This is a genomic window from Candidatus Nitrosopumilus salarius BD31, assembly GCF_000242875.2.
GTDB lineage: Archaea > Thermoproteota > Nitrososphaeria > Nitrososphaerales > Nitrosopumilaceae > Nitrosopumilus > Nitrosopumilus salarius.
This window is the reverse complement of the sequence record NZ_AEXL02000098.1, coordinates 1-26,701: the sequence shown is the minus strand read 5'-3', so window position 1 is coordinate 26,701 and position 26,701 is coordinate 1. Positions and strand designations below refer to the sequence as shown.

General features: G+C 34.0%; 32 protein-coding genes. 10 read left to right on the top strand and 22 right to left on the bottom strand.

Going from position 1 to position 26,701, the window contains the following annotated elements; translation table 11 throughout:
* Window positions 1-7: 7 nt before the first annotated feature.
* From BD31_RS05700 to BD31_RS05685, 4 genes are all read left to right on the top strand, one after another.
* The gene (locus BD31_RS05700) at window positions 8-3,259 is read left to right on the top strand and encodes a DEAD/DEAH box helicase (protein ID WP_238536083.1); all 3,252 of its coding nucleotides are present in this window, start codon (window positions 8-10) and stop codon (window positions 3,257-3,259) included.
* Window positions 3,252-5,030 (top strand): hypothetical protein, encoded by a 1,779-nt coding sequence (locus tag BD31_RS05695; RefSeq protein ID WP_008299776.1) that lies wholly within the window; start codon window positions 3,252-3,254, stop codon window positions 5,028-5,030. Before BD31_RS05700 ends, BD31_RS05695 begins: the two co-directional genes overlap by 8 nt.
* On the top strand, window positions 5,023-5,883 hold the full coding sequence (locus BD31_RS05690) for a phospholipase D family protein (RefSeq protein ID WP_008299744.1): 861 nt from the start codon (window positions 5,023-5,025) through the stop codon (window positions 5,881-5,883). Before BD31_RS05695 ends, BD31_RS05690 begins: the two co-directional genes overlap by 8 nt.
* Before the next feature lie 133 nt (window positions 5,884-6,016).
* Entirely contained in the window at window positions 6,017-6,229 is a 213-nt protein-coding gene (locus BD31_RS05685) for a hypothetical protein (protein WP_008299753.1), read from the top strand.
* A 26-nt stretch (window positions 6,230-6,255) separates the two neighbouring features.
* Here BD31_RS05685 and BD31_RS05680 read toward each other — a convergent pair whose 3' ends face one another.
* Window positions 6,256-6,645: a hypothetical protein gene (locus tag BD31_RS05680; protein WP_048097496.1), complete on the bottom strand. Its 390-nt coding sequence runs from the start codon at window positions 6,643-6,645 to the stop codon at window positions 6,256-6,258.
* A 44-nt stretch (window positions 6,646-6,689) separates the two neighbouring features.
* Here BD31_RS05680 and BD31_RS05675 point away from each other — a divergent pair, with 44 nt between their 5' ends.
* From BD31_RS05675 to BD31_RS05665, 3 genes are read left to right on the top strand one after another with little or no spacing between them, the layout of a single operon-like run.
* Window positions 6,690-7,127, top strand: coding sequence for a ribonuclease H-like domain-containing protein (locus tag BD31_RS05675; RefSeq protein ID WP_008299786.1), 438 nt, complete (start codon window positions 6,690-6,692; stop codon window positions 7,125-7,127).
* On the top strand, window positions 7,084-7,344 hold the full coding sequence (locus BD31_RS05670) for a hypothetical protein (RefSeq protein WP_008299736.1): 261 nt from the start codon (window positions 7,084-7,086) through the stop codon (window positions 7,342-7,344). Before BD31_RS05675 ends, BD31_RS05670 begins: the two co-directional genes overlap by 44 nt.
* A 14-nt stretch (window positions 7,345-7,358) precedes the next feature.
* A complete protein-coding gene (locus BD31_RS05665; protein ID WP_008299728.1) occupies window positions 7,359-7,766 on the top strand; it encodes a RusA family crossover junction endodeoxyribonuclease in 408 nt (135 codons plus the stop codon).
* Between the two features lie 155 nt (window positions 7,767-7,921).
* Here BD31_RS05665 and BD31_RS10075 read toward each other — a convergent pair whose 3' ends face one another.
* Entirely contained in the window at window positions 7,922-8,077 is a 156-nt protein-coding gene (locus BD31_RS10075; protein ID WP_008299784.1) for a hypothetical protein, read from the bottom strand.
* A 146-nt stretch (window positions 8,078-8,223) separates the two neighbouring features.
* Between BD31_RS10075 and BD31_RS10070 the strand changes: the two genes are divergently transcribed.
* Window positions 8,224-8,367 (top strand): ribbon-helix-helix domain-containing protein, encoded by a 144-nt coding sequence (locus tag BD31_RS10070; protein ID WP_008299738.1) that lies wholly within the window; start codon window positions 8,224-8,226, stop codon window positions 8,365-8,367.
* Window positions 8,368-8,467: 100 nt separating this feature from the next.
* Here the strand turns inward: BD31_RS10070 and BD31_RS05660 are convergent, their stop codons facing one another.
* Both BD31_RS05660 and BD31_RS05655 read right to left on the bottom strand, forming a co-directional pair.
* Complete coding sequence (locus tag BD31_RS05660; protein WP_008299708.1) at window positions 8,468-9,511, bottom strand: sialidase family protein; 1,044 nt, start codon at window positions 9,509-9,511, stop codon at window positions 8,468-8,470.
* A 109-nt stretch (window positions 9,512-9,620) separates the two neighbouring features.
* On the bottom strand, window positions 9,621-10,064 hold the full coding sequence (locus BD31_RS05655) for a nucleoside deaminase (RefSeq protein WP_008299769.1): 444 nt from the start codon (window positions 10,062-10,064) through the stop codon (window positions 9,621-9,623).
* Between the two features lie 101 nt (window positions 10,065-10,165).
* On the opposite strand from BD31_RS05655, the gene BD31_RS05650 reads away from it, so the two are divergent.
* Window positions 10,166-10,801, top strand: a complete 636-nt coding sequence (locus BD31_RS05650; protein WP_008299740.1) for a hypothetical protein — start codon at window positions 10,166-10,168, stop codon at window positions 10,799-10,801.
* Between the two features lie 255 nt (window positions 10,802-11,056).
* Here the strand turns inward: BD31_RS05650 and BD31_RS10760 are convergent, their stop codons facing one another.
* The 14 genes from BD31_RS10760 to BD31_RS05580 all read right to left on the bottom strand — a co-directional run bounded on the left by BD31_RS10760 (window position 11,057) and on the right by BD31_RS05580 (window position 22,644).
* On the bottom strand, window positions 11,057-12,430 hold the full coding sequence (locus BD31_RS10760; RefSeq protein ID WP_238536082.1) for a cupredoxin domain-containing protein: 1,374 nt from the start codon (window positions 12,428-12,430) through the stop codon (window positions 11,057-11,059).
* Window positions 12,427-12,651, bottom strand: a complete 225-nt coding sequence (locus tag BD31_RS05630; RefSeq protein ID WP_048097495.1) for a hypothetical protein — start codon at window positions 12,649-12,651, stop codon at window positions 12,427-12,429. The genes BD31_RS10760 and BD31_RS05630 overlap by 4 nt, the downstream gene beginning before the upstream one ends.
* Window positions 12,648-13,529 carry a hypothetical protein gene (locus BD31_RS05625; protein WP_008299768.1) on the bottom strand — a complete coding sequence of 294 codons (882 nt, stop codon included), beginning with the start codon at window positions 13,527-13,529 and terminating at the stop codon, window positions 12,648-12,650. The genes BD31_RS05630 and BD31_RS05625 overlap by 4 nt, the downstream gene beginning before the upstream one ends.
* A gap of 12 nt (window positions 13,530-13,541) precedes the next feature.
* Window positions 13,542-15,086, bottom strand: a complete 1,545-nt coding sequence (locus tag BD31_RS05620) for a hypothetical protein (RefSeq protein ID WP_048097493.1) — start codon at window positions 15,084-15,086, stop codon at window positions 13,542-13,544.
* 57 nt (window positions 15,087-15,143) lie between these two features.
* A complete protein-coding gene (locus tag BD31_RS05615; protein WP_008299782.1) occupies window positions 15,144-15,476 on the bottom strand; it encodes a hypothetical protein in 333 nt (110 codons plus the stop codon).
* 7 nt (window positions 15,477-15,483) lie between these two features.
* Window positions 15,484-16,158, bottom strand: coding sequence for a hypothetical protein (locus BD31_RS05610; protein WP_008299733.1), 675 nt, complete (start codon window positions 16,156-16,158; stop codon window positions 15,484-15,486).
* Window positions 16,155-17,309: a COG1470 family protein gene (locus BD31_RS05605; protein WP_008299755.1), complete on the bottom strand. Its 1,155-nt coding sequence runs from the start codon at window positions 17,307-17,309 to the stop codon at window positions 16,155-16,157. Before BD31_RS05605 ends, BD31_RS05610 begins: the two co-directional genes overlap by 4 nt.
* On the bottom strand, window positions 17,299-18,711 hold the full coding sequence (locus BD31_RS05600; protein WP_008299770.1) for a hypothetical protein: 1,413 nt from the start codon (window positions 18,709-18,711) through the stop codon (window positions 17,299-17,301). Before BD31_RS05600 ends, BD31_RS05605 begins: the two co-directional genes overlap by 11 nt.
* A 79-nt stretch (window positions 18,712-18,790) precedes the next feature.
* A complete protein-coding gene (locus BD31_RS10755; RefSeq protein ID WP_008299774.1) occupies window positions 18,791-19,078 on the bottom strand; it encodes a hypothetical protein in 288 nt (95 codons plus the stop codon).
* Window positions 19,056-19,601, bottom strand: coding sequence for a hypothetical protein (locus tag BD31_RS10750; protein ID WP_008299713.1), 546 nt, complete (start codon window positions 19,599-19,601; stop codon window positions 19,056-19,058). Before BD31_RS10750 ends, BD31_RS10755 begins: the two co-directional genes overlap by 23 nt.
* Before the next feature lie 95 nt (window positions 19,602-19,696).
* Entirely contained in the window at window positions 19,697-21,136 is a 1,440-nt protein-coding gene (locus tag BD31_RS05590; protein ID WP_008299722.1) for an MFS transporter, read from the bottom strand.
* 136 nt (window positions 21,137-21,272) lie between these two features.
* On the bottom strand, window positions 21,273-21,440 hold the full coding sequence (locus tag BD31_RS05585; protein WP_008299705.1) for a hypothetical protein: 168 nt from the start codon (window positions 21,438-21,440) through the stop codon (window positions 21,273-21,275).
* 59 nt (window positions 21,441-21,499) lie between these two features.
* Complete coding sequence (locus BD31_RS10745; RefSeq protein WP_238536081.1) at window positions 21,500-21,766, bottom strand: hypothetical protein; 267 nt, start codon at window positions 21,764-21,766, stop codon at window positions 21,500-21,502.
* 26 nt (window positions 21,767-21,792) lie between these two features.
* On the bottom strand, window positions 21,793-22,644 hold the full coding sequence (locus BD31_RS05580; RefSeq protein ID WP_008299778.1) for a hypothetical protein: 852 nt from the start codon (window positions 22,642-22,644) through the stop codon (window positions 21,793-21,795).
* Between the two features lie 52 nt (window positions 22,645-22,696).
* On the opposite strand from BD31_RS05580, the gene BD31_RS05575 reads away from it, so the two are divergent.
* Window positions 22,697-23,314: a helix-turn-helix domain-containing protein gene (locus BD31_RS05575; RefSeq protein WP_048097491.1), complete on the top strand. Its 618-nt coding sequence runs from the start codon at window positions 22,697-22,699 to the stop codon at window positions 23,312-23,314.
* On the opposite strand, the gene BD31_RS05570 is transcribed toward BD31_RS05575, so the two are convergent.
* The 4 genes from BD31_RS05570 to BD31_RS05555 all read right to left on the bottom strand — a co-directional run.
* A complete protein-coding gene (locus BD31_RS05570; protein ID WP_048097490.1) occupies window positions 23,307-23,975 on the bottom strand; it encodes a type II CAAX prenyl endopeptidase Rce1 family protein in 669 nt (222 codons plus the stop codon). The genes BD31_RS05575 and BD31_RS05570 overlap by 8 nt on opposite strands.
* 21 nt (window positions 23,976-23,996) lie before the next feature.
* The gene (locus BD31_RS05565) at window positions 23,997-24,641 is read right to left on the bottom strand and encodes a hypothetical protein (protein ID WP_008299761.1); all 645 of its coding nucleotides are present in this window, start codon (window positions 24,639-24,641) and stop codon (window positions 23,997-23,999) included.
* Entirely contained in the window at window positions 24,634-25,695 is a 1,062-nt protein-coding gene (locus tag BD31_RS05560; RefSeq protein WP_008299780.1) for a hypothetical protein, read from the bottom strand. Before BD31_RS05560 ends, BD31_RS05565 begins: the two co-directional genes overlap by 8 nt.
* The coding region (locus BD31_RS05555; RefSeq protein WP_008299760.1) for a hypothetical protein at window positions 25,692-26,701 on the bottom strand (1,010 nt) is incomplete at its 5' end. The genes BD31_RS05560 and BD31_RS05555, both read right to left, overlap by 4 nt.

Genomic DNA, 26,701 nt, shown 5'->3' with positions numbered 1-26,701 from the left:
CATGTTTGTGACTAATACTAATTTGGAACCTTGGATGGATGAGATTTTAGACCACATATCTCCCGCTTCTGATGATCAGGAAACATTGAATTTAATGTCAAAACGACAGATAATTGATTCTTCTTATGTTGAAAATGAATCTTTAGGAAATGCGTTTGATGCTAATTATTTAGTCCCTCCTCAATTATATCGGTTAAAATTAAATCAAGTCTGGAGATTTCCTCCTCATATTTTTTATGAATTTCTCGTTAAGGGAAGTTCTGAGACAAAAATCAAATTAAAAATCAGATATGCTGTTCCTAGATTCATCAGATATGGAGAAAGACGATTTGTCTCTGGCGAAAAATCAAGTCATGTACGAATAATTCATAGTGTAAGTAATCCTAAAGTTAACTTACCTCCTACGTTTGGCAATGTTAATCTATTTGGAAAAACATATGGTCTAAATTTTGATAGTGAATTTAAACCAAAAACAGTTGAACCAAAATTGTTTGAACATGATGTTGAATTTTCATTAAATGAATTATTACAGAATAATCCAAAACAAATTGATCTTGCTAATTCTACTGATTCAATCTCTGTAATTAAAAAATATGATGCAAATACTGATACTTTAAATGAAATTAATCAAACTTCTATGGATGCCTTAGATTATGAACCCACTCAAAAATGTGATCCAGATAAAACTTCTATAGGTTTTATTGAATTAATAACTGGTGATACAAAAACCACTTTAGAAATTTCTATTTCTAAAACAAACCAAAATGATGTTTTTAAAATAGGTGTTGAATTTTTAAATGCAAATTCTTATTCTTCCAGCCCTCCAAGAACTTCTGAGTGGACAAAAAGATGTATTCTTATGCCTTTTATTATAACTAAAATTTCTAATGGGGATTTACTTTTACCTCCTCAACAACATTTTGAATCATTACAACATGTATTAAAAAATGGTGAAGATTCTTTAGCAGAAGAATTCGATAAAAATCCATATTCAAACACTAATGGTGTTTTGACTGCATCTGTTAAAGAAAAAAATACTCTCTGTTTTTCAACATTTGGAGTTTTTGATACTATTAGAGAAATTCCTGTTTTAGGAGCAAGTTTAGATGTGTTAGAATCTGATGAATCTTTTTTGGATTCTTTGAACCAACTTTCTATAAATGACAAACAAATTTTACAACAAAAAAATCTTGTCGGTCTAATAAGAAATGTTATTTTAGCTGCCTCAAAATCTTTCAATGTAGATACATCCTTTTTTAAATTTCAATGGGATTCAATACAAAACAGGATTAAACAAATCGCTAATGATGAATTTGGAACAACATCTATTATTAAAGCGCCTACTGGGTCAGGAAAAACTTTGGTGTTTATGGTTAATGCTGCATTACATTCTATAATTACTAAGCAGAGGTCTGTTTTGATTTTCCCTACTAGGATTCTTAATCAAGATATGTTTCAGCGACTTACAAAATTTGTATATGAAATTCGACAATTACTTAAATCTCCTGACGTTACAGGTGGAATCTACATTGGACTTTTTGATCCTTTGTTTAAGGCTTTGGCAAATCCTGTTGTGGGGAAACAAATGGTTCAATTTGACGCCTGTCCATCATGTGGAAAAAGAAATTCTATTCTTGCCAAAGAAAGTAACCACAGAATCATTGGAAAATGTTCATGTGGTCATGAGATTTCTTACATGTTTTCACCTAAAGAATCTGGTGATTACTTACCTTTGATTACAATAGCTACTCCTGATAACATGTTCTATAATTCAACTGCTGCAAGATTTGAACAATATACTATGAGGTTTTTTGGTGGGCATTTTGTTAAATGTTCTTGTGGATATCATGCTCCTGCATTAGGTGATAAATTCACTACCTTATCTTGTAAAGCATGTGGCACATCATTAGATTTAAAGAAAAAACAAAGTTCACCTATTGGATATTTGGTTTTTGATGAAGTACATTCCCTTTATGGTTTGACAGGAATACTTCTATCGATTTACATAAGAAGTCTAAATGTCATTTCAAATAAAATTCAAAAGTGGGATGTTCGTGATCCTCTCCCATTTCAAATAACCTTTGAAACAGGAACTGCAACTATTGCTAATGAAAGTGAGTTACTTTGTTGTATTACAAGAATGAAATCAGATAAAATCATCACCATCCCTGAAAATTCATCATATTCTTCTTATTTTGAACCCAAACCTCGCCTTATCAAATATAGAACTGTAGTTCAATTACCTGTAGCTCGCTCTTCTCGAACTTCGATGTCTAATTCTATGATGAAAACATACAATGCAATATATCATGACCCAAATTTTAGTTCAAAATTAACAAACAAAGTTGGTGATGCATATAATTTCTTGCTTGGTTATGTGTACCGTAAAAGTGATGGATATACTATTAGAAAGTCATTACAAGAGCTATTTGGTCAAATATTCAATGAAAATAAATCCATTGAATTTCTAAGTGGTGATGCCTCTACAACTCAAGTTTCAAGACTTTTCCAACGTGCAATAAATAAAGAAATTGATATTCTGCTGGCAAATCTGGTTATTTCATTAGGATTGGATATTGGAAATTTGAATAATATGATAATGATGGGCATGCCAAAAAGTATGACTGAATTTTCACAAACTGCAGGACGTACAGGAAGAAAAAATACTCCTGGTCATGTCAATATCCATTTACTTCCATCTGTTCCAAGAGATGTATTTGTCTATGAAAATTTTCATAGAATCTTTTCTGATGTAAGTGGTTATTATGAAAGAAAACCTATTCAAAGCACAAACGCATATGCTTCTAAATTAATTTTTCCAAATATTTTAAAATTTTTAATAAACATCATTAGTTATTATCAATATCTTTTAACCGCTCCCTCAATTAATAGAGCATTAATTACTCAACCTAAACTAAAACAAAGATTACTGTATGATTTGTTAATATGTTTACGTGATGATGTTTTTGCTCCGAATTCTGTTAATTTACAAATTGCTAATCAAGCAAAGACTGAATATAATGAATTTGTTTCTGAATGGAGGAAACTTAGTGGACCAGGTCATTATTTGAGTGAGTGGTTTTTGAGTCATGGTAATTCTCTTACTACATTACGAGCTAACAAAAATAAAGAAATCAAAGTACATGTTGACGATGATAGATTATTAAGTTTAATTCAATCTCAATATCTTCCCCCATGGATGACTTTCCCTGAAGAAGAATTAGATGAAATATCTATAACTGGTGATAATGATGAATGAAATACCTGATTTAACCGAATGGCAAGTTCTTTTTAAAAATTATGAGGGTGCAGTTTGGACAAGTGATAATGTTACATTACGAACATCTAAAATTATTGGAATTGTTGAAGAACATCCTGATAAAGAAATTTTAAAAGCATTGGCAAAAGAAATCTCTGATTGTAAAAACCAATTACAACGCCATTATTTTGAAAAACAAAAAAATAATGCAAACAAATTTGCTAAAGACACTAAACAAGAAATCATTTTTTCAGAAAATACCGATATTGATAAACAACTGAAAGAAATGCTTGGCGAACAACCTCAAGTTATTGATAAAACTTCTGATGATATTGTAAATTATACTGTAAATCCTTCACAAATTAATTTATTTTATATTAATGAAAACACAAGATTGGATTCATCTGTGTTCCCATTATCTTTTCGATGTTTTAAATGTGGACATTATGAATTGGTGAACCCTCAAAACCCTAAACTTACTTGTCCTTGTTGTAATGAAGGTTTTTGTGGGGATTGTCAAAAACCTATGCCTCATGTTGATGGCAAATGCTCTGAATGTGATAACCCAATTAAAAAGAATTCTTTAAACCAATTTTCATATGTTTTTGCTTGTCCTAGATGTGCCAATTTAGAGGAATTGACTCCTAGGATGGCTAGATTATCTGAAGTGCAAGGTTCTTCAATTCCTTGTCAAAGCAAGGACTCTTGTTCTGGGCATATGCATTTTCATATGTATGGTTCTTTTTTGAACTCATATTGGAAATGTGAAACCTGTAATTTCAAAGAAACTGTAGATAAGTTTTGTAAATGTCACATCCGAAAAGATCCTGATGTCGGTTATGATGGAAAACCTTCTATAATGAAACCTATAGTAACATCAGCTCCTTCTATTACTTCTCCTATGATCAAAACTTATCTTTATTTAGGCAACAGCAATGTCTCTTGTAGTATTTTAAATAAATCCTATGAAGATAGTAAGGATGATGATTCTGATAGCTGGAGTCTAAATGATCTTCACGATGTTGAAACTAAAATAATTCATGAGCAATATGGAATTGAAAAATCATTCACAGTTCCAAAAATCACTACGCTGACAGTAATTTATGGTTACAAATCTGCGGTTTCTTCTCATCCTGTAGTGATTCCTGACAATGAACGAATGGCACGATTATTTCAATCGGGAGATACATACAATGCATATGTTGTCAAAACTGAAGGTAGAGGATTAGTTCTTTCTCTTGATAAAAAGAAAATTATTAAACTTTTGAAACAAACCAATTCTATAACTGAGGATTCTTATGATGATTTAGCAAATAATACTCTTAGTTTTGCAACACAATCCAACTTTCAAACTTTAATTGAAAATAAAAGCAATTTACCTTTAATTTCACTACTTCATTCAATCGAACATGCTTTATTGTCATCATTAATGGAAATTACTGGTCTAGAAGATTTTGGTAGTAAAATTTTGATTTCTGATGGATGTATAATTTTGTATGAAAGAGGAGACCTTGGAATAGGCGGTATTACTCAAATAACAAAATCTTCAAATGCAACTGAATTCAAAAGATTGCTTAGATTAACTGAGCATAATTTAAAATCATGCTCACAAAAATGCTCCGACTCCTGCATCGCATGTATATTTATCAATGATTTTAATTGTCAGCCTTATTTACCAAATGAAATTTCTAGGTGGATTCCAGCAAATTCTTTGTTAGACAGAACTTTGAGTGCAAAATTATTTGAAATTTTAAGTGATTCTGATGAATAGTGAAAAACTTAACCAGTGGGTTGTGGACACGTTTGAAAAAAATGGTCAAATTGGTAATGAATTAGATAATGTTTCTTCTGATGATCGTGAAAGCATTAATTTCCTCCTGAACTATTTAGTCAGCGCTGGTTTTGTAAAATCTGAAAAAATAGGAACAAGAATTAATTATGTTGTACAAGATTTGGATAAAATTAAAGAATTTTTAGGACTAAATAAAAAAACTGAAATAATTTCATCTTTACAAGATTCTACAGTAATTAATTTGCCTTTATCTATGCACGAAAAATTGATTTCTCTTAAAAAGAATTATTCGGATTTAAATATTATTGAATTGAAAGATGTTTTCAAAAAATTATTAAATTCTGCATCTGATGAAGTATTGATTGCATCTCCTTTTATTGAAATTGATGGGATTGCATATATCCTTGATGAATTAATAGATAGTGCTTCTCGTGGTGTTTCTTTCAAAATTCTTACTAGAGATGTTTTAGTAAAAAAATCATATAATAATACACACACAAAAAAAATTAAAGCGGTTCTAAAATTATATGAATTATTTGACCAATACCAATCAAACCCTAATGCATTTATGGAAATTCGTGATTTTGGAGAAGAAGTTTCTGATTCTCATTTAAATAAATTACATTATGAAGGGATTCATCAAAAATTAATGATTGTTGATAAAAAATATGCATATGTTGGAAGTGGAGAAATCCGTTCTCCTTCATTTCTAAGTAATGGTGAATCTGGATATTTAACTACTGGACGTCAAGCTGAATTTTGGTATGATTTCTTTGATATATTTTGGTCTAATTCTAAACCTGTATCTAAAGACTTCAGTTTTACTTTGTAATCTAAAAATTGAGTTGATTCTCAGAGTAATGGTTATTTGATAATCCCATAATGGAAAATACATTGATGAATTATATTTTTTATGACTATTAAAAAAGCAATAAAAATTTTGGATTGGACATAAAAAACAAACAATGGAACAACTTAGAAAAGAATGGAATTATGATGCCCTTGATGAAGCAATGGGTGTATCAAAATTACTCTTCAATGCGGATAAAGTCACAATTTCAAATTTGGAGGCAATAAGAAGTGAACTTATTCCTAATTGTAAACATCCAAAAAAGATGCAAGATAGGGCATCTAATGGACAATTATATTGCATGAATTGTAATTTTGACCTTGATTAATTCAAATTAATTAAGAAAAATATTCTTCATTCTTTGAGAATCTTTCGAACCATTCTAATTTTTCTATATAGTATGATTGTGTCTAGCCTGTTGAGATATTTTACCGGCTTGGTTATTTTATAGAGTTTTCCTCTTTCTAACTCATGAACTGGGATTGATTTTGATAATGCGTAATTGATTTCTTTACCTACTCCTGCTGTTATATAATTAAAGAATTTTGTAAAAATTACTCCTTGACATTTCTCAATTAATTTGAAACAGTATTCCATACCCTCTTTTTGTTTTTCCAGATTGTCTTGAAATGAACCCGGATCTACAATTTCTATCTCAGGGAGATTTCTCATGATATGTTCTTTTTCTCTCATCTCTGTCTTTGTACCGTAAATTGGCATGGCATGTGCATAATAAATTTTCATATTCTTTCCCAAAGTATATCTTCTATCATTGTAATGATATTCTTATGGATAAAACTTTGGTATTGGATATTGAAACTGAGAATCTTGGATATGATATAATGAATGATAACAAACGAATTATTTCAGTTCAACTCAATGATGGATCAAACCAAAATTTGTTTTATGATGGTTCAACTGATAGTCCACTCACTGAAGGTAAAAAAATCATTCAGTCAAAAATAAATGAAGGATTCACTTTTGTTGGATTCAACATACGTAATTTTGATGTCCCCTTCTTAAACAAGTTTTTAGATATTGAAATTCCTTCTGAACAAATTTTAGATATTAGTGAAATGTCAAATTTAATTCCTATTAAAGAAAAAATTGGTAAAAAACGACCAAGACTAGTTGAAATATGTGATGCAGTTGGAATAGACTGTTCTCACAAAAATATCATGGATGATTCTGCAGAACAATTCAAAAACTCTTCCAAATGTTATTGATTTAGCAAAAGAAGGAGCTAAAAAATGGAATATTGATCTTGGATGGGGTTACAATTTCTCTTATACTTTGGCTCTAAATCGAATTGCGGGTGGTATGGCAATAATGAAGGCATTTGATGATTTTATAAAAGATGGAGGTTCATCGGATTCACTATTCTACAAATATGCGATGGGGGATGTTTTTTCTGAATATAATTTGTATCAGAATTTATGCTAAGTTTTGGTGACTGAATGTTGGAACCAATTTCAGTTAGGGGGTTTGAGCCTAAGACTGCCAAACCTGGGGAAGAAGTTGCCCGCAAAATTACTCTTCGAGATTTCATCTTAACAACTCATGAAAATCTTGACAAATTAAGAGAAAAATATCGTGGCAAAAATCTCTCATTAAATGTAATTTTTTATCTATATTCTGGCAACATTGCTGATTCTAGTCGATATGTCAAAGACCTTGATAACTTACTGAAAATTGTGTTAGATATTTTACCTGATTATATGGATTCTGCAAAAAAAGAATCGGGCTTAGGAATTATTGAAGGCGATAGAGATGATTTGATTCATGAAATTCATACAAAAAAGGAATTTGTTCTTGATCAAGACAAAGAAGGGATGGAAATTGAGATTTCTGAGGTAAAGAATTGACTATAAACAAGCTTTTCAACATCTCATATCCCTTAGTACCATGTATTGACTCTTCAAATAATTTCAAAATTAAATCTCTCATAGAGATTTACATTATAGGTGCAATGCTATGAGAGTTCAAATCTGTTGAGTTTCACTCGCCAAAAAATCAATTCTTAATTTTGAATATCGTCTATCCCTTTAACAATATCCACAACATGGATTTTGATGTGATGCTCCAAATCATCCATAGTTATAACGTCATTACAGCCATCAAAAATACAAGTCATTTTGTAGTATTTTGACGTCTTTTTAGATATTAATAATGCCACAGTGTACGACCTTGTAATACCTTGTAGTACTTGCTTAAAAATACTAGCTAGTGGCACTGGGTATTACAGCATGAAAGACTTCCATACTTGGAACATTCGCACAGAGGTTTTATCCAGATTATCAAGATTAGGAGTGGAGTCTTAGGATGGCAAAAGAAAAATTTTCAATATCTATGGACGATACACTTGTGAAATGGATTGACAACGGTATCAAAAAGAAAAAATTTGCAAATAGATCACATGCATTAGAGTATGCAGTAACGGCACTAAAAGATGCATCTAATTCTTAGAGATCAAAATCAAAGTAAATCCATTAAGATTTGAACCGAGAAATTAAAGACTTACACGGTCAAGGCTCGAATCTTTTACTCTTCGTTGGAAGAATAAGACCTAGTTTTCATTTCTTTGTGAACCATTCTCATCACAGGTAAAGTCTGTCAAATATTTTGAGATAAAACTTCCAGGTACATCAGTTTGTAATTCTCTATTCAGATAACATTTCAAATTGATATAGTCTAGTTCATCGTTTTCATCAAAGTACAAGTTCATTCTAACTTTGAAACCATCATCACTTCCTGCAAAATAGGAAATGTGATCAATTCTGACTTCTTCATGTGCATCAGGATACTTTGCATAAAATTCATCAACCAGAGGATGATTTTTGAGGTCTTCTAAACCCTCATGTTTGGATTTCAACATAGACAAGGGAGAATCCTGGTCTATAATGAATGCAAAATCTTTACCATTGGATTCCCATACTATCTTAACAATATTATTATCAACAACAAATTTTGGTTCTGGTTTGAGGGCATATGGACTAAATTCTTCTTTTGGTGCAAAAATGACTTTATGTTTCTCAAAGGATTCACCTCTGTTATCACTTGTCGTATACAATACCTGACGAGTTTCTAAATCAACCCAAGTTAGATACAGTACATTATTGTAATGAACAATGTCAGGACGAGAACCATGCCACAAGTATTTTTTCTCTAGAGTTTCTCCATGATCATCACTTTTTGCAAATGATAGGGTATGCACGGGAGGAATCTCTTCTTGCCAGACTAGAATTACATCATCGTCCATTAAGATCATTTTTGGCTCACCAGTCCAAGTGTTCTTAGACATGCTGATGTCTTTAGATTCTGAAAAAGTTGTCCCATAATCGTGACTATATGAGAAAAATACTCTATCAAACTGCTGATCTTTTTCATTTTTTATTGTAGTCTCTCCAAATCTGTATTGATATTTTCCATCAGATCCTTGTTGGTCTAATTGATGTTTCCATATTTCCAAACAATTCTGCAATGTTGGACTTCTAGGAGTTTCCATGAATACTGGCAAAGTTCCGCATTGATACATAATGGATTGATATGTACCAAAAACTATTGTTGCTACAACTATTCCAATTATGATGAACTTGAGCCTAGTTTTCAATTACTCAAGCATGAATTATGATGTTCATAAGTAATTCGAATCATTTACTCTTGCAGGATAAAATGAGACGTTTTATTCTTTAGCCTAAAGCATAATCATCGATAAAAAATTAACATCCGATATCTTCATTCCATAATTTTGGATTTTTCTTGATAAAATCAGACATAAGTTGTATACATTTTGAAGATTTAATATCCAAAATTTCGACTCCATGAGATTCCATGAATTCTTTTGCACCATCAAAGTTCTCAGATTCCCCAACAATCACTTTTTTTATTCCAAATTGAACTATAGCTCCAGCACACAAATAGCAGGGCATAAGCGTAGAATAGATTGTCGTATCTTTGAATGAGCCTATTCTACCTGCATTTTGCATACACACTATTTCAGCATGGGCCAAAGGATCATCGGATTGAACTCGTTTATTGTGACCTCTGCCAATTACCTTTCCATTTTGAACAAGAATGGAACCAATAGGAATACCTCCTTCTTCCAATCCCTCTTCAGCTTCTTTAATCATTTCAGAAACAAAGGTGTCATTTTTTTCAAGCATGGATGATAGATCTTTAAGGATTATAGCATATCAAGTTTTTTACATTAAGAAAACAGTACAAAATAAGGAACTTTCATATTTGAATATAATATGAAAAATTCATGGGAGAGTCACCGCAAGAAAAAACATTAAGTTCTATGCGAAAAGACACTTTTCTTCCACTTTTAGTAGGTTTTGCAATTGCATCATTTGTTACAGGAGTAGAATCTTTCAGAGTACTGGTGGCAGGAAATTATCATAATCAAGATTTTGATTTTAATTTACTAATTTTTCCAATAATATTTTACATGACAAATATGCGATTTGTCATAGGAAATCTTCTACACATTACAGCATCAGAGCAAAATGAAGGGCATTCATGGGCAAGTAGTTGGACAGTAATGATTGTTCAACATACAATATTGGTAGTTTTAGGACTCTTTATTTATCAGGGTTCAGAATTCTTCTTTTTACCAATTTTACTAATTCTTTTAGTATTTGACATCATTTGGGTAGCCAGCATGAACATCTACAAAAAAATAAGACATAATGAATCAGATTGGACTCCAAGTATCGGATGGGTTGTGATTAACAGTATCAGTACTGGAGTAATCTTATTTTTGATGTATAATCCATGGGTAAAACCATTTTCAGATTTTGGATACATGATACTATTATCAACATTTACTGTTGCGGCAGTAGCAGATTTTGTTTTAACAGTTAAACGTCACAAAAAGTTGTTTTCTAAAAATTCATAAAAAATCCAATTTTTTCACTATAACTTTCTAAAAAAGGTCAAACCTAGTCTCCTTGTCTATACCCCTTCATCATAATGCTCTCATTACAATTTGAACTCTAGGCATAAAAAATCCAAAAATCAATTGGGTTTGCACATACCTTTTTTGTAGAATTTGAACCAAGAAATTTGAAAAAATAAAGGGTTAAGGCTCGAATCTTTTATTCTTTAACAATCAAGAGTAAGATCTAGTTTTCATTTTTCCGAATTAATCATCTCAAATAAGACATGTTCCTATGACTTCTATTTTAGTTGAATTATCTGAAAATGCTATTTGCAATGTTCTGTGTATGGAAGTGGTTTGGATTTCATCGAATATGATTTCTTCTCCATCACGTAAAACAAAAAATGTGTCATCTAGAGGATTTACCTTACGTGGAGGACAATAATCCATTTTTGCGTCCAATAGATCACGTGGAATGTTTAATGTCAAATTTCCACCCATAATGGAATCTATCAGTATCAATAATGAATTGCTGTTGCTGAAAGTCATTTCTTTGACTGTACCTCCTTTAATGCTATAATTAACATCAAATGGTATGTTGTCTTTCATTACTGGAAATGTAGATGAAATGCCAGAATAAATTGGGCTGCATCCGTGAATTGGAAAATCGCATTGGGTCATAATCTGAGTTCCATTCTCAAAAACACCAAAACAAAAAGAAGGTTTTTCAGTGCAAGCATTGTTCATGTGCATTGTTTTAAAATCATAATCACCAGATGAGGGTAAATTTGATTCATCATAGTTTTCAGGTAAAACAACGACAGTACCAGAAATCCAAGGACCAGGTATTCCATGATAACTAAAAATTCCTGTATTGTTAAATATCACAGATGATGATTCGCCTGGCTTTACAAGTCCAGTCTGCCATGCGTTGTTTTCATAATTACTAGATAGTGCATGCGCCACATCATCACTGTTAATCCATGTTACAGTGTTGTTTTTACCCATTACAACAATAATTACTTCAGGATCCAAGGCTTTGTTCCCCTCAATAACTGCACCCTGTAGAATCGTCACAGTGGAATTGGATTTATCAGAAATTCCTGTAATCCACCCATCAAGAGAAGAACGAGGTTTAGGGTCCATAGTTTCAAGATAATTGGATTCACATTCACTCCCCGCACTGATGATACTAAGATCACATTTTTCAGAAATTATTTTATAAATTTTGACATTAATTTCATCCAAGGATTCATCAGGAATAAAAGTAGTTGACAAATAATAACGAGTGCCGTCGCTTTCAACTGCTTGAGTCACAAATGATTTGTGAAGTCCAGTTGAGTATGCAGGGTATGCAGCATGTACTTCTGAAATTATTTTGTAATCATCTAATTTTAGATTAAATGCAGCAGTTGCTTTTTTCTCCAGAAATTGCTCAAAAGGAGTTTGTTTTGGAAAAATACAACCGCCTCCAGGCATATTACATTGTGGATCTATCCAAATTGCATTGCATTGATAGTGACTGTCAAACCATCTTTCACATAAAAAAATAGAATAATCATCAAACTCTAACCAATAATTTGGTATAACGATACCCAGAATAACAATAACGGAAATCCCAATAATTATCAAAAGCCTAGTTTTCATTTTCTAGCAAATAATAGAATTCTTTTAGACAGTGCCTTCCAAATTCCAGATCCCAACAATATCCAACCAGAATACAAGATAATCATTGGGACAGGACTGTGTGGAGAGAAAATTCTAATATCAATCAACGATGGCATGACAGTAAATAAAGTAAGAAATCCAATTCCTAAAACAATAAGAAAAACCGAAAAGGATGGTTTTTTCATGTTGCTTGCTCTCATCTTCTGTCTCCAAACTCTGTAATGTAAATAATATAGTTCATCCAGTCATAGGACTCTCCGGTATCAGGATTGGCAGCTGACAGTAAAATTGATTCTACTCCGTCATACTCGTTTCCAACAAGCCAGTCATCCTCAGGGTCAAGCAATACTGTAAAATCACCTGTTCCAACACCTGTGTCTGGCATTCCCTCAATTTTGTAGGTAACAGAATCCTGATTTACAAAATGAATTGCAGTGTTTTGTTTTTCTGGATAATTTACAACAAAGTTCTTGCGATGCTGTATAGTTTCAGGAAGTATGACTATCTCAAATGTATCAAAGGAGGAATCGCATTCAACAAAAACCCAAATCATGGACTTGCCATCAGTTGGCTTGTCAAATGAATACTCTACGCCGTACGAGTTTTCCTTGGCAGAAAAGACCAGATCAATGTTTGTAAGAATTACATCAGTGGGATGCTCATATGCATACCATCCAGACTGGACTAGTTCTTGTGATGCAGGACAATATTCACTGACTGTGTTATTTTGTCCTGAGACTGTAGCTGAGGTAAGAGAGTCAAAGCTTTCGGCATATTCACGATGAATCAATTCTCTTAACGTGTATCCTGATGCGCAAAATGCAGTGCCGTCAGAGATCTTGTAGCTGCGATACAGATCATGGTTGCATCTTACTTTTTCAGGTTCTATTCCGTCTTGTTGTTGTGCATATGGCGATGGTCTTATTCGAACACAGTTCTCATTCCATACCATTCCGGGTCCACCTAAACAAAGTGGCTCATCTAGTTCGTATGTGCCAGTAACTTCTGCAGCACTAATCAGATTCACTGGAAACAATAAAGAAAATGCAAATAGCAAAATTAAGAATATAGTTTTCATTTTATATCAACCTCAGAGTATCGTAAACATATCTTCCACGTTTCTGGTGTTAAAGACTTTACCGGTGATTGCATCAACAAAAAATGATGAATATGTTTGGCACAAGTTGCATTCTCTGTAATCTACTTCCCATGCAACATGTCCGTGTTCAATTCGTTGAGATGGTAACCCAAGATAGTCTTTTTGAATCTCAGAGTACCACTGAGGTGTCCTGTAAAACCCTTCATTACCAAAGGTCATAATTTCAGTTGGCAATCCGGATTTTTCATCTATTTCAAGTGTAAGATGAGTTCCTTGTGATTTCACATATCCCAGACTAGATGTTATTTTAAAATCAGTATTGATTGGATCAGTGTTTAGTTCAAGATTCGTTTCATCAATGAAATCACCTACAATTTGCAGTGCCTCATCTCTGCTTTTTAATTTTGAGCTAAATTCATCTAGTACTTCAGGTATTGCATATTTTGTGTAAATGTCAGTTGATTTGTCGACCCACCCTCTGTCCCACAATGCTTGTGCGGTATTGTATGATACACATGCAGGAGAATCATCATGTTTGATGACAAGATACCAACCATCTTTGCAGGAAACAAGGTATGGCAAAACACCTTGCTTTGCTTGTTTGTGCGGAGACAGCGTTGCAAGATAATTTAGATTTTCATCAGCAAGAGTTTTTGTCAAACAATACTCTGGAACATCGCTGTCTCCATGCATTGGATCATTCATCAGATAGCTAAATGTGAATGGTATTTCGATTGTTTGATTCCCAGAAACTTGCATCCAAACATCATAAAAGCAGTCAGTCTTTGTGACATGAGGATTTACTTCTTCAGGTCCATCTGAAATTGCGAATACCTCAAGTCCATGTCCTGAATGCATAGAGTCATCATGGTCAGTGTATGGATAGTTTCGTGGTATTTTTAGTGCAAACATTCCTCCTTCGTTGGTGCTTATCTCAGCTACAATACTGCCTGACTGAGTATCAATGCTGTTTACTTTTCCGTTTACTGCAATGTATGGAATTTTGAATGTCTGTGGAGACTTTGGTGGATCTGAGCGATGATATTCTCCAAGCATATGCACCACATCCCAGTTTGTGATGTAAAATGGAAGAGGTTCTGATTTAGGAACATCAATCCAAGGTCTGTCAATTAATCTAGTTGTAATTTCGTGTACATCATAAGAGATACGTTCTAGGTTAACATAGATTCTTGTGTATGAAAAATCAGTCATGTTTGTGGCATAGTGTATTCCAAATGAGGGAAGATCCATTTTGCAATTTTCAGAATAAGGGCTGGATCTTAGACCAGTCGAGATAATTTGGTATGAATCATTGTTTGTTACTTCCTTGAATGCAGAATGAGTTTCTATCTTTAGCTTTGCCAAATCCATTATTGGTTCATAGTGTGTCCCAAACAAATCATACCGCTTTTGACATTCGTCTTGTGATAATCCTTCCCCTATGTCTTTTGAGAACACTGTGTTATCTGCATATGCATCATAGGTTGTTACAGTAACCAAAATAACAAATACAATTATCAAAAGTTTAGTTTTCATCACATATCCCAGCAAGGATTATCCATTATTTGTTTTTCAGATTGTACATCGCTTAACTCAAAAAAAAGTTGTTCGGTAATCAAAAGAAGAACAATGGTACATAAATGCCAGATGATCTTCTTGGAAATTACCAACAGCTAAAAACGCCATCTTTTGATCATGAACCATTTCAAAAACTATTGCAGGTTCTTGTTCCAATGCTTGAACGTATCGTATTTTGTTTTCAGGATACATTTTATCAAATGATTTTACAATATCAGAACTCATAGCTGTCTCAAGCATGTATTGATCAGAGTACATTAAGTGTAAAATTAGATTAGGATAAACAATAAAAATTCCAAAAACTGCAACTAAAACGATCCCAATAATAATCAAAAGTTTAGTTTTCATGTTCTAATCAAAGTCCAAAGTTATGTCCAAAACTATGCTGAACGATTTGAGGATAATCACAAGTTACCCCCTGCTCAGAATTTGCAAGCGTGTGCCAGGTTAGAAAATAATCAATGCCATCTATCGTGTCAACGCCCAGATATTGCACTATGGTTACTGAGGTTCCCTCATAATTATTACATTTGGCAATAAACGTATCATATTTTTCTATAATTGTATGAAACTCAAACTTGTCAGTTATTTCATAGGTTGTCCTGTCTTTGTTTCCAACGCGGTAATCATTGTCTGCAAATGTAAACAATGCAGTATTTTTGCCAATCATCTCCATATTCTTTATCGTAAAAATTCCCCCTTCAAGACCAACTTTATCAAAGTGTAGTTCGCCGTTAATCCCGTTATTTCCAGTGATAAAGGAAGTCAGATGGCCTCTATTTTGGCTGTCATGTATCTTTGGTTTTTCATAACAGTACTGATTCATCGACGGAGTAGTATAACAAGTGGAATCTTTGTCATCGTGCACATCTTGGAATTCATTTGGTTTGAGAGTAAAGTTTGGAATTATTGTGGCTTTGTTTAACGGGACAGAATATATGTAAAAATCAACTATTGCAGAATAATTAATTGAGATTAGAATAACTCCAACCATAATTACTGACATTGTTAAAAGTAAATTAGAATTCATTTCCTAATTCTCCAAATTACCACAGCCAAAACAATACCAATAGGTGCAACAATTATCATCAACAGTGGCACTCCCAGTATGCTCCAAGTCCAAATTGAACCACAATCTTCCCAAGCATAACCTAGAAAATGAATTACAGGACAACTGTCATTACCAGTTTGTTTATCAGTAAAGTCTTCATTTGGAATGGATGCTAATTCTTGAATTGGTTTTTCATCTTTAATCATCGAGTCTGTTATTTGCAATAGTTGTTGTTCGGGCATCTTAGATTCTAATCTGAGTTTTACATCATCAAGAAAAACAATTACACGAGAATCCACGTATGCATTGCCATCTTCTGTTTTAATCTCAGCAGACGATAAGATGCCATTTTTTCCATCTATCATAATTTGCTGTTCATTAGTGTTAAGGAATTGAAGATACTTATCATATGTGAAATACTCTTCTTTTTCAAATGTTATCAACAAATTTTCACCATCTGAAAATTCCGAATACAAGGTATTTTCAGAAAGAGGTTCTTTTGAATAAAACAATCTTGGCTCCTCTTTTGAGCCACTCATCACTTGAAAAGAATATTCATCAGGAAGACTTGGAGGTAACACATCATAGGGAATAATATCAAATGCCTGACTTTCAGACAGGTCAAATCGAGCATTCTTGGAAAACATCACCCCATCAGGCTCCATTCGTATAGGATCAGGTGACGGAGGAGTGATTTGCTCAGTTATTTCAACATAAAACGCAAATGATTTGGCACCAAAAGAAGTGCTTTGTGCTATCAGTGTGTGCAGGACTGTCAGTCCAGTATTTGCATCAGGACTTGCACTTACTGTAAGAATCGAAGTGCCAGTTTCACCAGATTCCAGTTGTAATTGGCTTGGCTCAAAAACAAAATTGCGGTCAGGTCGCGGAGTTTCTTTTACCATGTATAGATTGATTGTTTGTTCAGTGGAATCATTGTTTGAAACTTGTATTGTAATCTGTTGGGAATCACCTCTCTTCATTATCAAATAAGGATTATAGTTTGGATATGCCTCGTAAAAGTCATCACTTGTAATACCTAAATCAAATGGAGTGATGTAAATTGATGCATGAGCGGTTACAAAAAAACTCATCAAGAATATTGAAATTATCAAAAGTCTAGTTTTCATGTTCTTTTTCCCAATAATTTTCTAGCCACATACCAAGTTCACGAGTTGGTTCTACAAGTATTGCATCAGTCTTCCAAATTTTATAGCAGTCATCAGGCTTTATTTTGTCAACATACGTTCCAGTTATTTCAAAAGGTTCATAGACAAATACAGATGAAATGTAAAGTTCAGTGCCGTTAGATGCAATTATCGGAGAACATACACGGTTAACATCACGGAATCCAATGTCAGTATTTGAATAAGATTGCTCTTTTGGAGTAAATTCAATTCCATTTCTATGTAAAAAGCCATTCCATATGTATGGAAATACAGATTCTATACTAGTCGGAATTATCGCAACTGATGAATTAAACTCAATGTCTACTTTTTCACCAGTAATATCAGTTATTTTTTGAATGATTGACTTTCTATCTGCATCAGAGTCATAGTATTTTTCAAGGATATCTACAACTAAAAATCCATCACCTATTCCATAACCCACAATTACATCTTTGATGTTAAATGGACCTAAAGACGCATTAGCATGATATGCTTCTCGGAGTTTATTTCTTGCATCAATTAGATTCTGATGATCAACACTGATTGGTGGAGACTCTGGTTCAGAAGATATTAGATTTTCCTGTCCTCCTTGGACCCAACCAACACCAGGATATAGTTTGTATCCTGCATCTAGCATAAGATCTCTTTCTGTTTTTGATGTAATGATCAATTCCCTTTCAACTAATTTTAGAAGTGTTTGCTCCTTCACACATGCAGGAGTGTTGTTATTTTTTATTACAAGAATTAATGATTCGTTACATTGTATCTCATCAATTGGAATTCCAGACTTGAATTGTTTTAGTGGAGATTCTATCATCCACGGAACAGGATAAACAGTATGATCAAGTGATCCACCGGAATGATTTTGCCGTACTACAAATTGCCAATCCATTTCTTGAAGACCATTTTCCAAAACAATGTGATAATTTCCAAGTTTCCAATTGTTTGGAATGGTGAAATTAAAATTAAAACCTCCAAACTCATGTGATGAAGGAGACAAGGTCAATACTAGATCACGAGAATCTTCATAGTCTTTGAAAATATTTACAGTAAAGTCATCAGATTGTTGATTGAAAGTCCCATTTACAAACATGGTTTGTCCAGGGGGGATAACATTGTTGGAAATAGTCATTATGGATCCAGAAACTTTATTGTCTTTTTGGTAGGGGCTAGGCCATTTTTCAGAAGATTTTGAGGACATATTTTGTGATTTGTCAACTACACAAATGCCATTTTGCAATGTTGTTCCAGACCCACAATTTTCATTAGTGATATTGGATTCAGATTTAGGTTCAGGAATTGGCTCAGCAAATGCAATTACTGAAAAACTAGCCAAAAGTAGAAAAATTACAAGATACTTCATACAGTATGAAATCTTAATGTGTCATTGAAAAATGCTTCTGATATTTTGTATCTAGTTATTTTTGTGCACACCAGTTTCATCACATGTGTTTCTTTCCAAGAAACGCAAAAATACTTTCCTGTGCCACATCCATCTGATGGACTCGTTTGGCATAGCAATGAAATGTGATATTTTCAATGTCATAGTGTGAATCTAGTTCTAGATTCATTCTGACACTAAAATCATCCCCGTCTCCTGCAAAATAAGATATGGTGTTATCCTCAAAGACAGTATCGGCATCATCATACACATCGTAAAATGCTGTAACCTCAGGCAGTGTCTTGTAATAATCCAAAATTTGTTCATCAGAGAAAATGGTTTTTTGCAACCCATCCCCTCTTAACTAATTTTATAACAGATTCGTCAAACACACAAACAGCTTTGCTGTAATCAGGTTTTACCACCAACTCATGTTCAGGTGCACATCCATCCAGTGCAGCATCAGAATATTCTTCAAATAGTATGTACTCAGACTTTGATGTTTCAACTATCTCTCCGTTGACTTTGCCAACAATCAATATGAAAAACCTTCCAACATCGTCAAGAAAATAATCCTGATGAGCACCAAAACTTTTTCCAACAGACACGTCACCTGAATGCTTTTTTGCATCCCAATAGTTATTCCCATCTACGTTTTCAAAAACATACTCTATTGATGCAGTTGTGCTGTAATTGTTTGGATTGTTTACTGAAGCGTGTATTGAAACTGGATTTCCAACCTGGCCGTAAAAGGTCCCATACTTGTCCTCAATGCTTTCGGCAAATACAGAAGGCATAAAAAACAGCATAAAGACAAACCCAATTCCAAGAATTACCACACCTACCATGAAAAACAGACTAGATTTTTCCATATAACAGACACTGATAAATCATTAGTAAAAATCAAAGTTTTACGAATAAATGAATCCATAATCAATCATTGAAAAGTGCTTCTGATGTTTTGCATTTAATGTGAATTTTCTACATTTGGTACTGCTAATTCATTTTTGCTAGTCAGTAACGCCAACAATACCGAAGCAATTGAGATCAGCGCAGCTGTGATAAATATAACATCATATGAAACATGAGTTGGAAAATATCCTACAACACCATCAACAGTCCCCTGGTACAGTTGTTGTATTATTCCCGACACTGCAGGTCCAACTGACATACCTACTAAATTAAGCAATAATGTCATTCCAAGTGCAACTCCAGTGATCGATATAGGAACTGAAACAAGAATTGTGTTAAATCCGCCAGTAATTGAAAGAGACAAACCAACTGCCAGGATGGTCAAGCCTACTGAAACCATTTCAGAAGTTGAGCTAAATAAAAACAAGAATGCAAATCCCATTGTGCTAATTACAGTTCCTATCAAAGTAAGTCGCGTGTTTTTGATTTTGTTTAGAACAAAACCAGACATGATGGTACTAATTAAAAACACAATCATAAATGGTAACTGCACTTCAGCTACTGCCAGTGCATCTCCCCCAAATCCTAGAGGTTTTGGGCTTCGTACCAACACTGGGATAGTTATGTAAACCATAAAAATTGAAAGAAAAGTTAACATCAGAACTATTGTGGGAGGCAGAAAACTTTTGCTACGCATCAAACTAAAATCAAGCAGGGGCGACGCAGCTCTTTTTTCTATAAGGATAAACAGTACCAAGGATGCCACAGACGCTGCAAAAAGTGTGGCAATCAATTCAAGTGCGCCGGATTCCAAAAATGTCACTCCTGAGAGAAATAATATTATGGCAGATGCAAGAGACATGGTTCCTGTAATGTCCAGTGTTTGACGTTGTTTTAAGATAGAATTTTCTTGCACAAGTGACTTGACATGTAAAAACTTGAAGATTATTACCCACAATACAATTGCAACTGGCAATATTGCCAAAAATGTTGCAGACCATCCAAAATTTTGGATTATAGCAGCACCGCCAATCAGACCAAGTATTGCTCCGGCGGGAAATGTAGAACTAAATATTGTCTGACCCGTTGCAAATTTATTTTCAGGCAATACTTCTCTGATTACTCCAAACGCGATTGGAAACATCGCCATGCCAATTCCTTGCAAAGCTCTGGCTACAAGCATGAATTCTATGTTAGTAGCAAATCTGCCAAGTACAATACCAATCGTGTATGTTGCCATAATTGCAAGCAAAATTCTTTTTTTGCCGTAAATGTCTGACAGTTTTCCACCTATCGGAGTCATGACTGCTGCTGCAATGATATATGCAGACAGCAACCATGACGATGTGCTGTAGGAAATGTTGAAATTCTGAATAAAATCAGGAATGGCAGGAAGGATCATTGTTTCATCAAACATTACAATCAATCCCAAACACGATAAAATTCCAAGTATTGCCCACGAGGATCTGTTCGCAGTCTCTTTGCCTACTGACAATTCAACCGGTTCAATTTGAAATAAGTAAAATATCTTTGGATTAAATCAGACACATTATAGGGGCTATTTTTTCCATTCATGTTCATTTTTGAGATGTCCACATCTGTATTGTTGAAACTCAATGTCTTTCATTTTTTCAAGGATGCAAAACTCCAACAATTTCAATTCTTGTATTGTTGTTGACATTAATTTTTAACGTATCATCAATCACATGATATCCAATTTCTTCATTGTCTACAAGAATTATTAGCCCATCCAGTTTTACATCAAATCTTTTTTCTAAAACAGGTAAAGGATCACACATTAGAATAATTTCCAAGATAATTAGTGGGAATTAAACTGGCAACATATTTTTAAAAAAGATCATATGGGCATGCTTGATTTATTCCTTGGAATCAAGTAGGATTCTCCTCTGTTTGTTTTGTATCCACCAGCAGAATTGCTAGTCTCATAGGCAATCAGATGGGCAGGATCCACACCTGTCTGACCCTCATTCTTGTCTTTCTTTAGTTTCCTGTTACTGATAACAAACATCACTACACCTCCAATTGCTGCAAATCCTGCCATACCATACATTACAGTTGCAGGAAATTCATTAGTGTCAGGGTCGGTACCAACTTTAGTTTTCAAGCTAGTCAAAAACACCTCATCTCCATCTATCCTAGTTGTATCGACATATCCTTCAAAAGAATTGATGCATCGTCACTTGATTCAATTACTCTTATCGTGTATTTTTTATCAAGATCAATTTCCTGAACCCACAGTCTATCATCACATGGACCAACATCAATGCTACACTCCCCCATGGAGTAATGGGTGATAACATTTTTTCCAGTGTACTTGTACTCTACAGCACCTGGAATAATTGCAGTGTTATCAAACATGGAATGCCATTTGTGTAATGGTAGATCCAATATACCGCTTGCGTCAATTAATGGCAACTGTATAATGGACACATCTTGCAGTTTTTCAGAAACATCTGGAATCATTACATCAAGTGCTGATTTTGGATTATTCACATCAAATGATCCATAAACAGTTTGAAGAACCACTGGCTCATCAATTGACATACCTCTCCAGTTTGCATCAACTACAGTCTTTTCAAAGGATGTTGTAAGTACATGATTTGTAATTGTTGGAATTAATTGTACCTTGTATTCAATTACTGCAGAGTTTTCATTTCCTTGTAAAATCACATGATAAATTATCTTGGCATCAGTTACAATAGCATTACTTGAAATTTCCTTTAGGTTTTTGTTTAGTTGTACCACAAGTTCATCCATGCCAGGAGTGTCAGAGTCTGCAACAAAAGAGAGAATTTGATTTGTTTTACGTAGTGATTCTGAGAGAGCACCGTCATTTGGATATTCAATGTAAATCACTCTCAAAAACTGAAAAGATGGCTCTGTTGGATTCTCATCAGATAGTATTGCAGCATCAAGTTGTACGGCTGACGCGTATGGAACAAGTCCTGTAACTAGTATTATTGCTAAAAGTATGTGTTTCATACTAATATATCCATAGAAATGGATATATTCATTATTATCAAATACATAGAGTATGGCGGATATATCCACGGCAGCACATACTTCGATGGATATATTCAAGGCAATAATGGACCATGGACCACTTACACTCTACTCTGCAAACAGCAAGACAAGAATACCAATAGGCACAATTCACAGGCATTTTAAGCAGTTAAACAAATCAGGCAAGATTCGAGTGTACGATTCAAAAGACAACGGTAGGAAAAAAATAGAATACGGACCTACAATGTACGGAATTGTAAGTTTTTACAAGCAAGACAAAGAGTTTGCAGAAAAAATTGAAAACTATTACCTGATTTGGATTGAAAACAAAGAATTCCAAAAGGATCTAGAAGGTGAAGGCTTTGACGTATCAAGTGAGAACCTAAAAAAATCAAAACATGTGTTTAGAAAATATATGAATTATTTTAGTGCAGTTGAAGAACAGATTGAGAAGATAAGAAGTGGAGAAGATTCAGTGTCTCGAGACATGCAGATATTTTTTAGCTCAATGATGTTATCAACAAATCCCAAATATCAAAAACTCTGGACGGAGTTATACGGTGAGCTTCCTGGAATGCAAAAGAGCCTTGAGGAATACATGGATACAATGACAAAATCATACAAAGAGTTTAAGAAAAATCTCAAATGATATCATTATAGTATGTAATGGCAATTGCAAATATGATAAGAACAGTTGGTACAAGATAAAAGAATCGATTTACATGTTTTTGCTTGTTAATGTATGCAAGATACAAAATCACGCCAACAGAGATTGCCATTAATACATTTAAGACATCAGACATGTCATTTACAATACTGCATTGGCGCAATCCCCACATACAGTATGACATCAAAAAGACAAAGTTCCATGCAGAATGAAACAGAATTGCAAACCAACCTTTTTTACTAATCCAAGTCCTTACGCTAAAAAATATGTGTGGGATTGTAAGCAAGAATCCCCCATATGCCAGTGTCTCAACTGTAAAGTTACCAGAGCTAAACAGATGTGCAACAGACCAAACAATTCCAGTTCCAAAAAGTATAAGCGGATTGCCAGACAAAAAATATGGAATTCCAAAAAATATGGATTCCTCTAGCAGCCCCGAGCTTAGTGCAAGTGAGATAGATACTGGGAATTGGGGAATTTCATACTCAGAGATAACATTTGTTGCAAGGTAAGAGCCCAAATACATCAAAATCAGGCTCAATCCATGGTAAAACAAGCCCATTTTCAATAGGTAAGAAACGCTTGATTTTTGGAATGGCTTTAGCCATGTCTTTGGATTGATATCATGAATTTCAGGAATCATTTTTTTATTGTCATCTCTTATCTAATAATTTTGATTTTTACAATCGATTATCTCACGGGTGACATAATCCCTTACTTGTTGGGAGTTTATTACATCTAATTTCCCATCATAGACAACTAATTCATCACAGCTTAACTTGCTGAATTTTGAATATTCTTCAGTGGATTTCATTTCTTCGTCACACTCTTGTAATCTTTTTTTAACAAACAATCTGTTTGCTTTGGTAAGATAATCCCCGCCTAAGTTATTTCTGGATATTATTTCATCGCAAGACATTTTTTGTAATGTTTCAAGTTCTGCAGATTCATGGTCTGACAGATTTTTAGTTTCATCACTTTTAGCCACTAAATTAGATAGTCTTGATTCTTGTTCATCAATACATTCATGCATTCTTGTATTCCAAGCATCTGCAACTTCAACACTTGGAAATTCAGGGTAAATATGATTTAGATCTTCGCAATCCATTTTCAGAAATTCTTGTGCAGATGGAATGGATGAATTAATATCACCTATTAACTTAGTTTGTTCAGATTCTGAAACATTATCAATCAGACTTACTACACCGTAAAACGCAAAGAGTATAAGAACTGCGATGCCAACATTTCTTGCAAACTTTTTCTTGTATTCAGGACCAACCGGTGTAAAAAAATAATTAAAACTATTCATAGGCATCGGATTCCAAAACAAATTCTATCTCGTTATCAATTATGGAATATGTCAAGACATCATTACAACTTTCCATAGTAACACCACTGGCACCTCCAGAACTAGTTTCAATCTTACAGTACTGTGTAATCATGCCAGATTCTATTAGAAAGTAATTTGTTGCCCATGCAGGGAGTTCTCCACCAAGCCCTATCACAAAGATGCATTCATTATCATGAAGCAATTGACCTTCGAGGCACTGGATTTCAGTCAGAGTATAACTAACAGATTCAACTGTATACTCAATTTCCACTGGAGGAGATAGAGCAGTTGGATTGTCAATGCTTTCCCATACAAAAAACACTGTCCTATACTCACCAGTAGCTTGGGGAATCCATGAAGTCGATGGACTAAAAGATGAGCGAGGGTTTATTGTGCCATTAATCCAAGACAAAAATTGAACTTTATTTTGAGAGTCAATTGTTTGTGCAATCCAGATAAATTCCTGAGGAGTGTCTTGTTGGCTTGCAATATCAGACATTAGCAGTATCTGCTCTCCAACTACAGGATGGGTTACAGAGTCGCCATCCAAGCCTATAATTCGTGCATTACTTGTAGGAACGCGCTCAAGTGGAGGACCAGTTGTTCCAATTAGAGTTGTTTCCATCAAATAAATCTCTGAGAAAACATGATCAAAAGGCAATGTGTCATCAGCATATGTGACAATTGCAGTATCCCCTTCTCTGACATACAATACACCTGGAGCAGAACGCGTATCACTTAGAGAAAAGGTCCTCTCAAAGATTCCAGAATTTTTTTCTGTCTCATAAAGTGTCAGATTAATTCCTTCAGGAAAGCTGTCTGAATAAACAAAGACTGTTACTGTATCAATGTAATTTGGAATATTTGGAGCATCAAAATCAGTCAGAACGATTTTTGCAGTTCCGGTTCCGTTAATTAGTCCATAGTTGAATTTACTCCATTCTAGTTTTGCTTCAGTGTATTCAGGGGAATTTTCCGCAAAAACCAATGCAAGTGGAATCAACAAAATAATCAGCAGAGTTATAGTTTTCATTTTGAAAGTCCTTCAATTATTATTGGAATATCAAATGGTATCAACTGCTCGGCTCTATCTTGGTAATATTGTATGGCATCAGGTAACATTTCATAAACAGCAGGTCTTAAACTAACTTTCAGAGCATGATCTGCATTACCTACCCCCATACCACCATAAGGAATCTCAGAATTCATCAGAATTGCTCTGCCCATACGCAATCTATCTTCTAATGGCAAATCATCTACATAATCATCTAAAACTACAATGTCACCTCTAGCATACGAACCCCACGATAATGGGTTCTCAAGTGTGGGGGCTTTTCGTGCATCCCACTCGTAAATACCTGGCTTTTCAAAAGTCACTTGACCATTTCCAAAAGGAAGTATGACAGGCCCAATCCAGTTTAATTCATGCGCTCTTGTTATCTCGCCAGTACCTGACTCTTGTATCCGTATAGTTTCAGGAGTATGATTAACAAAATCTACTGCGTTGTCATTAACATGGATAATCAAATCAGATGGGTCTGCCTTTGATTTATGCCCATCTTCAGTAAAGACATGTATTGTTTGTGGATAACTAAGAATATCCACTAGAGGTAATTCTTTTGCAGTATCAAAAAATGTCAGTTGTGTAATAGCATAATAATTAACACGATTAGAATGGGCAGAAGCCTCTATGAGATAAGAATTGCCATCTGTCGCGTTAATCACAGACGTAAATCCAACGTGAGGAGGCAGTGACAGTAAAGAATAACCTTGATGCACATTAAAGTCATCATACACATTGATGATACCAACTTGATTCATTACACGTGTTATCTCATTTTTGACTAACAGTCTTCCAAGATTTTCATAAAACTCGTCTTTGTAAATTTCGTAGTTAGATTCTAGTTCCCAGTCCCAAGCATCTTGCCACTGCTGTACGTTCTTACCAAGATAGGTATCATCTATTACTTGAGTTGTTTTATAATATTTCAAAGACTCATAATTTGGATTTACAAATTTTGTAGAGCCATGACTGAATA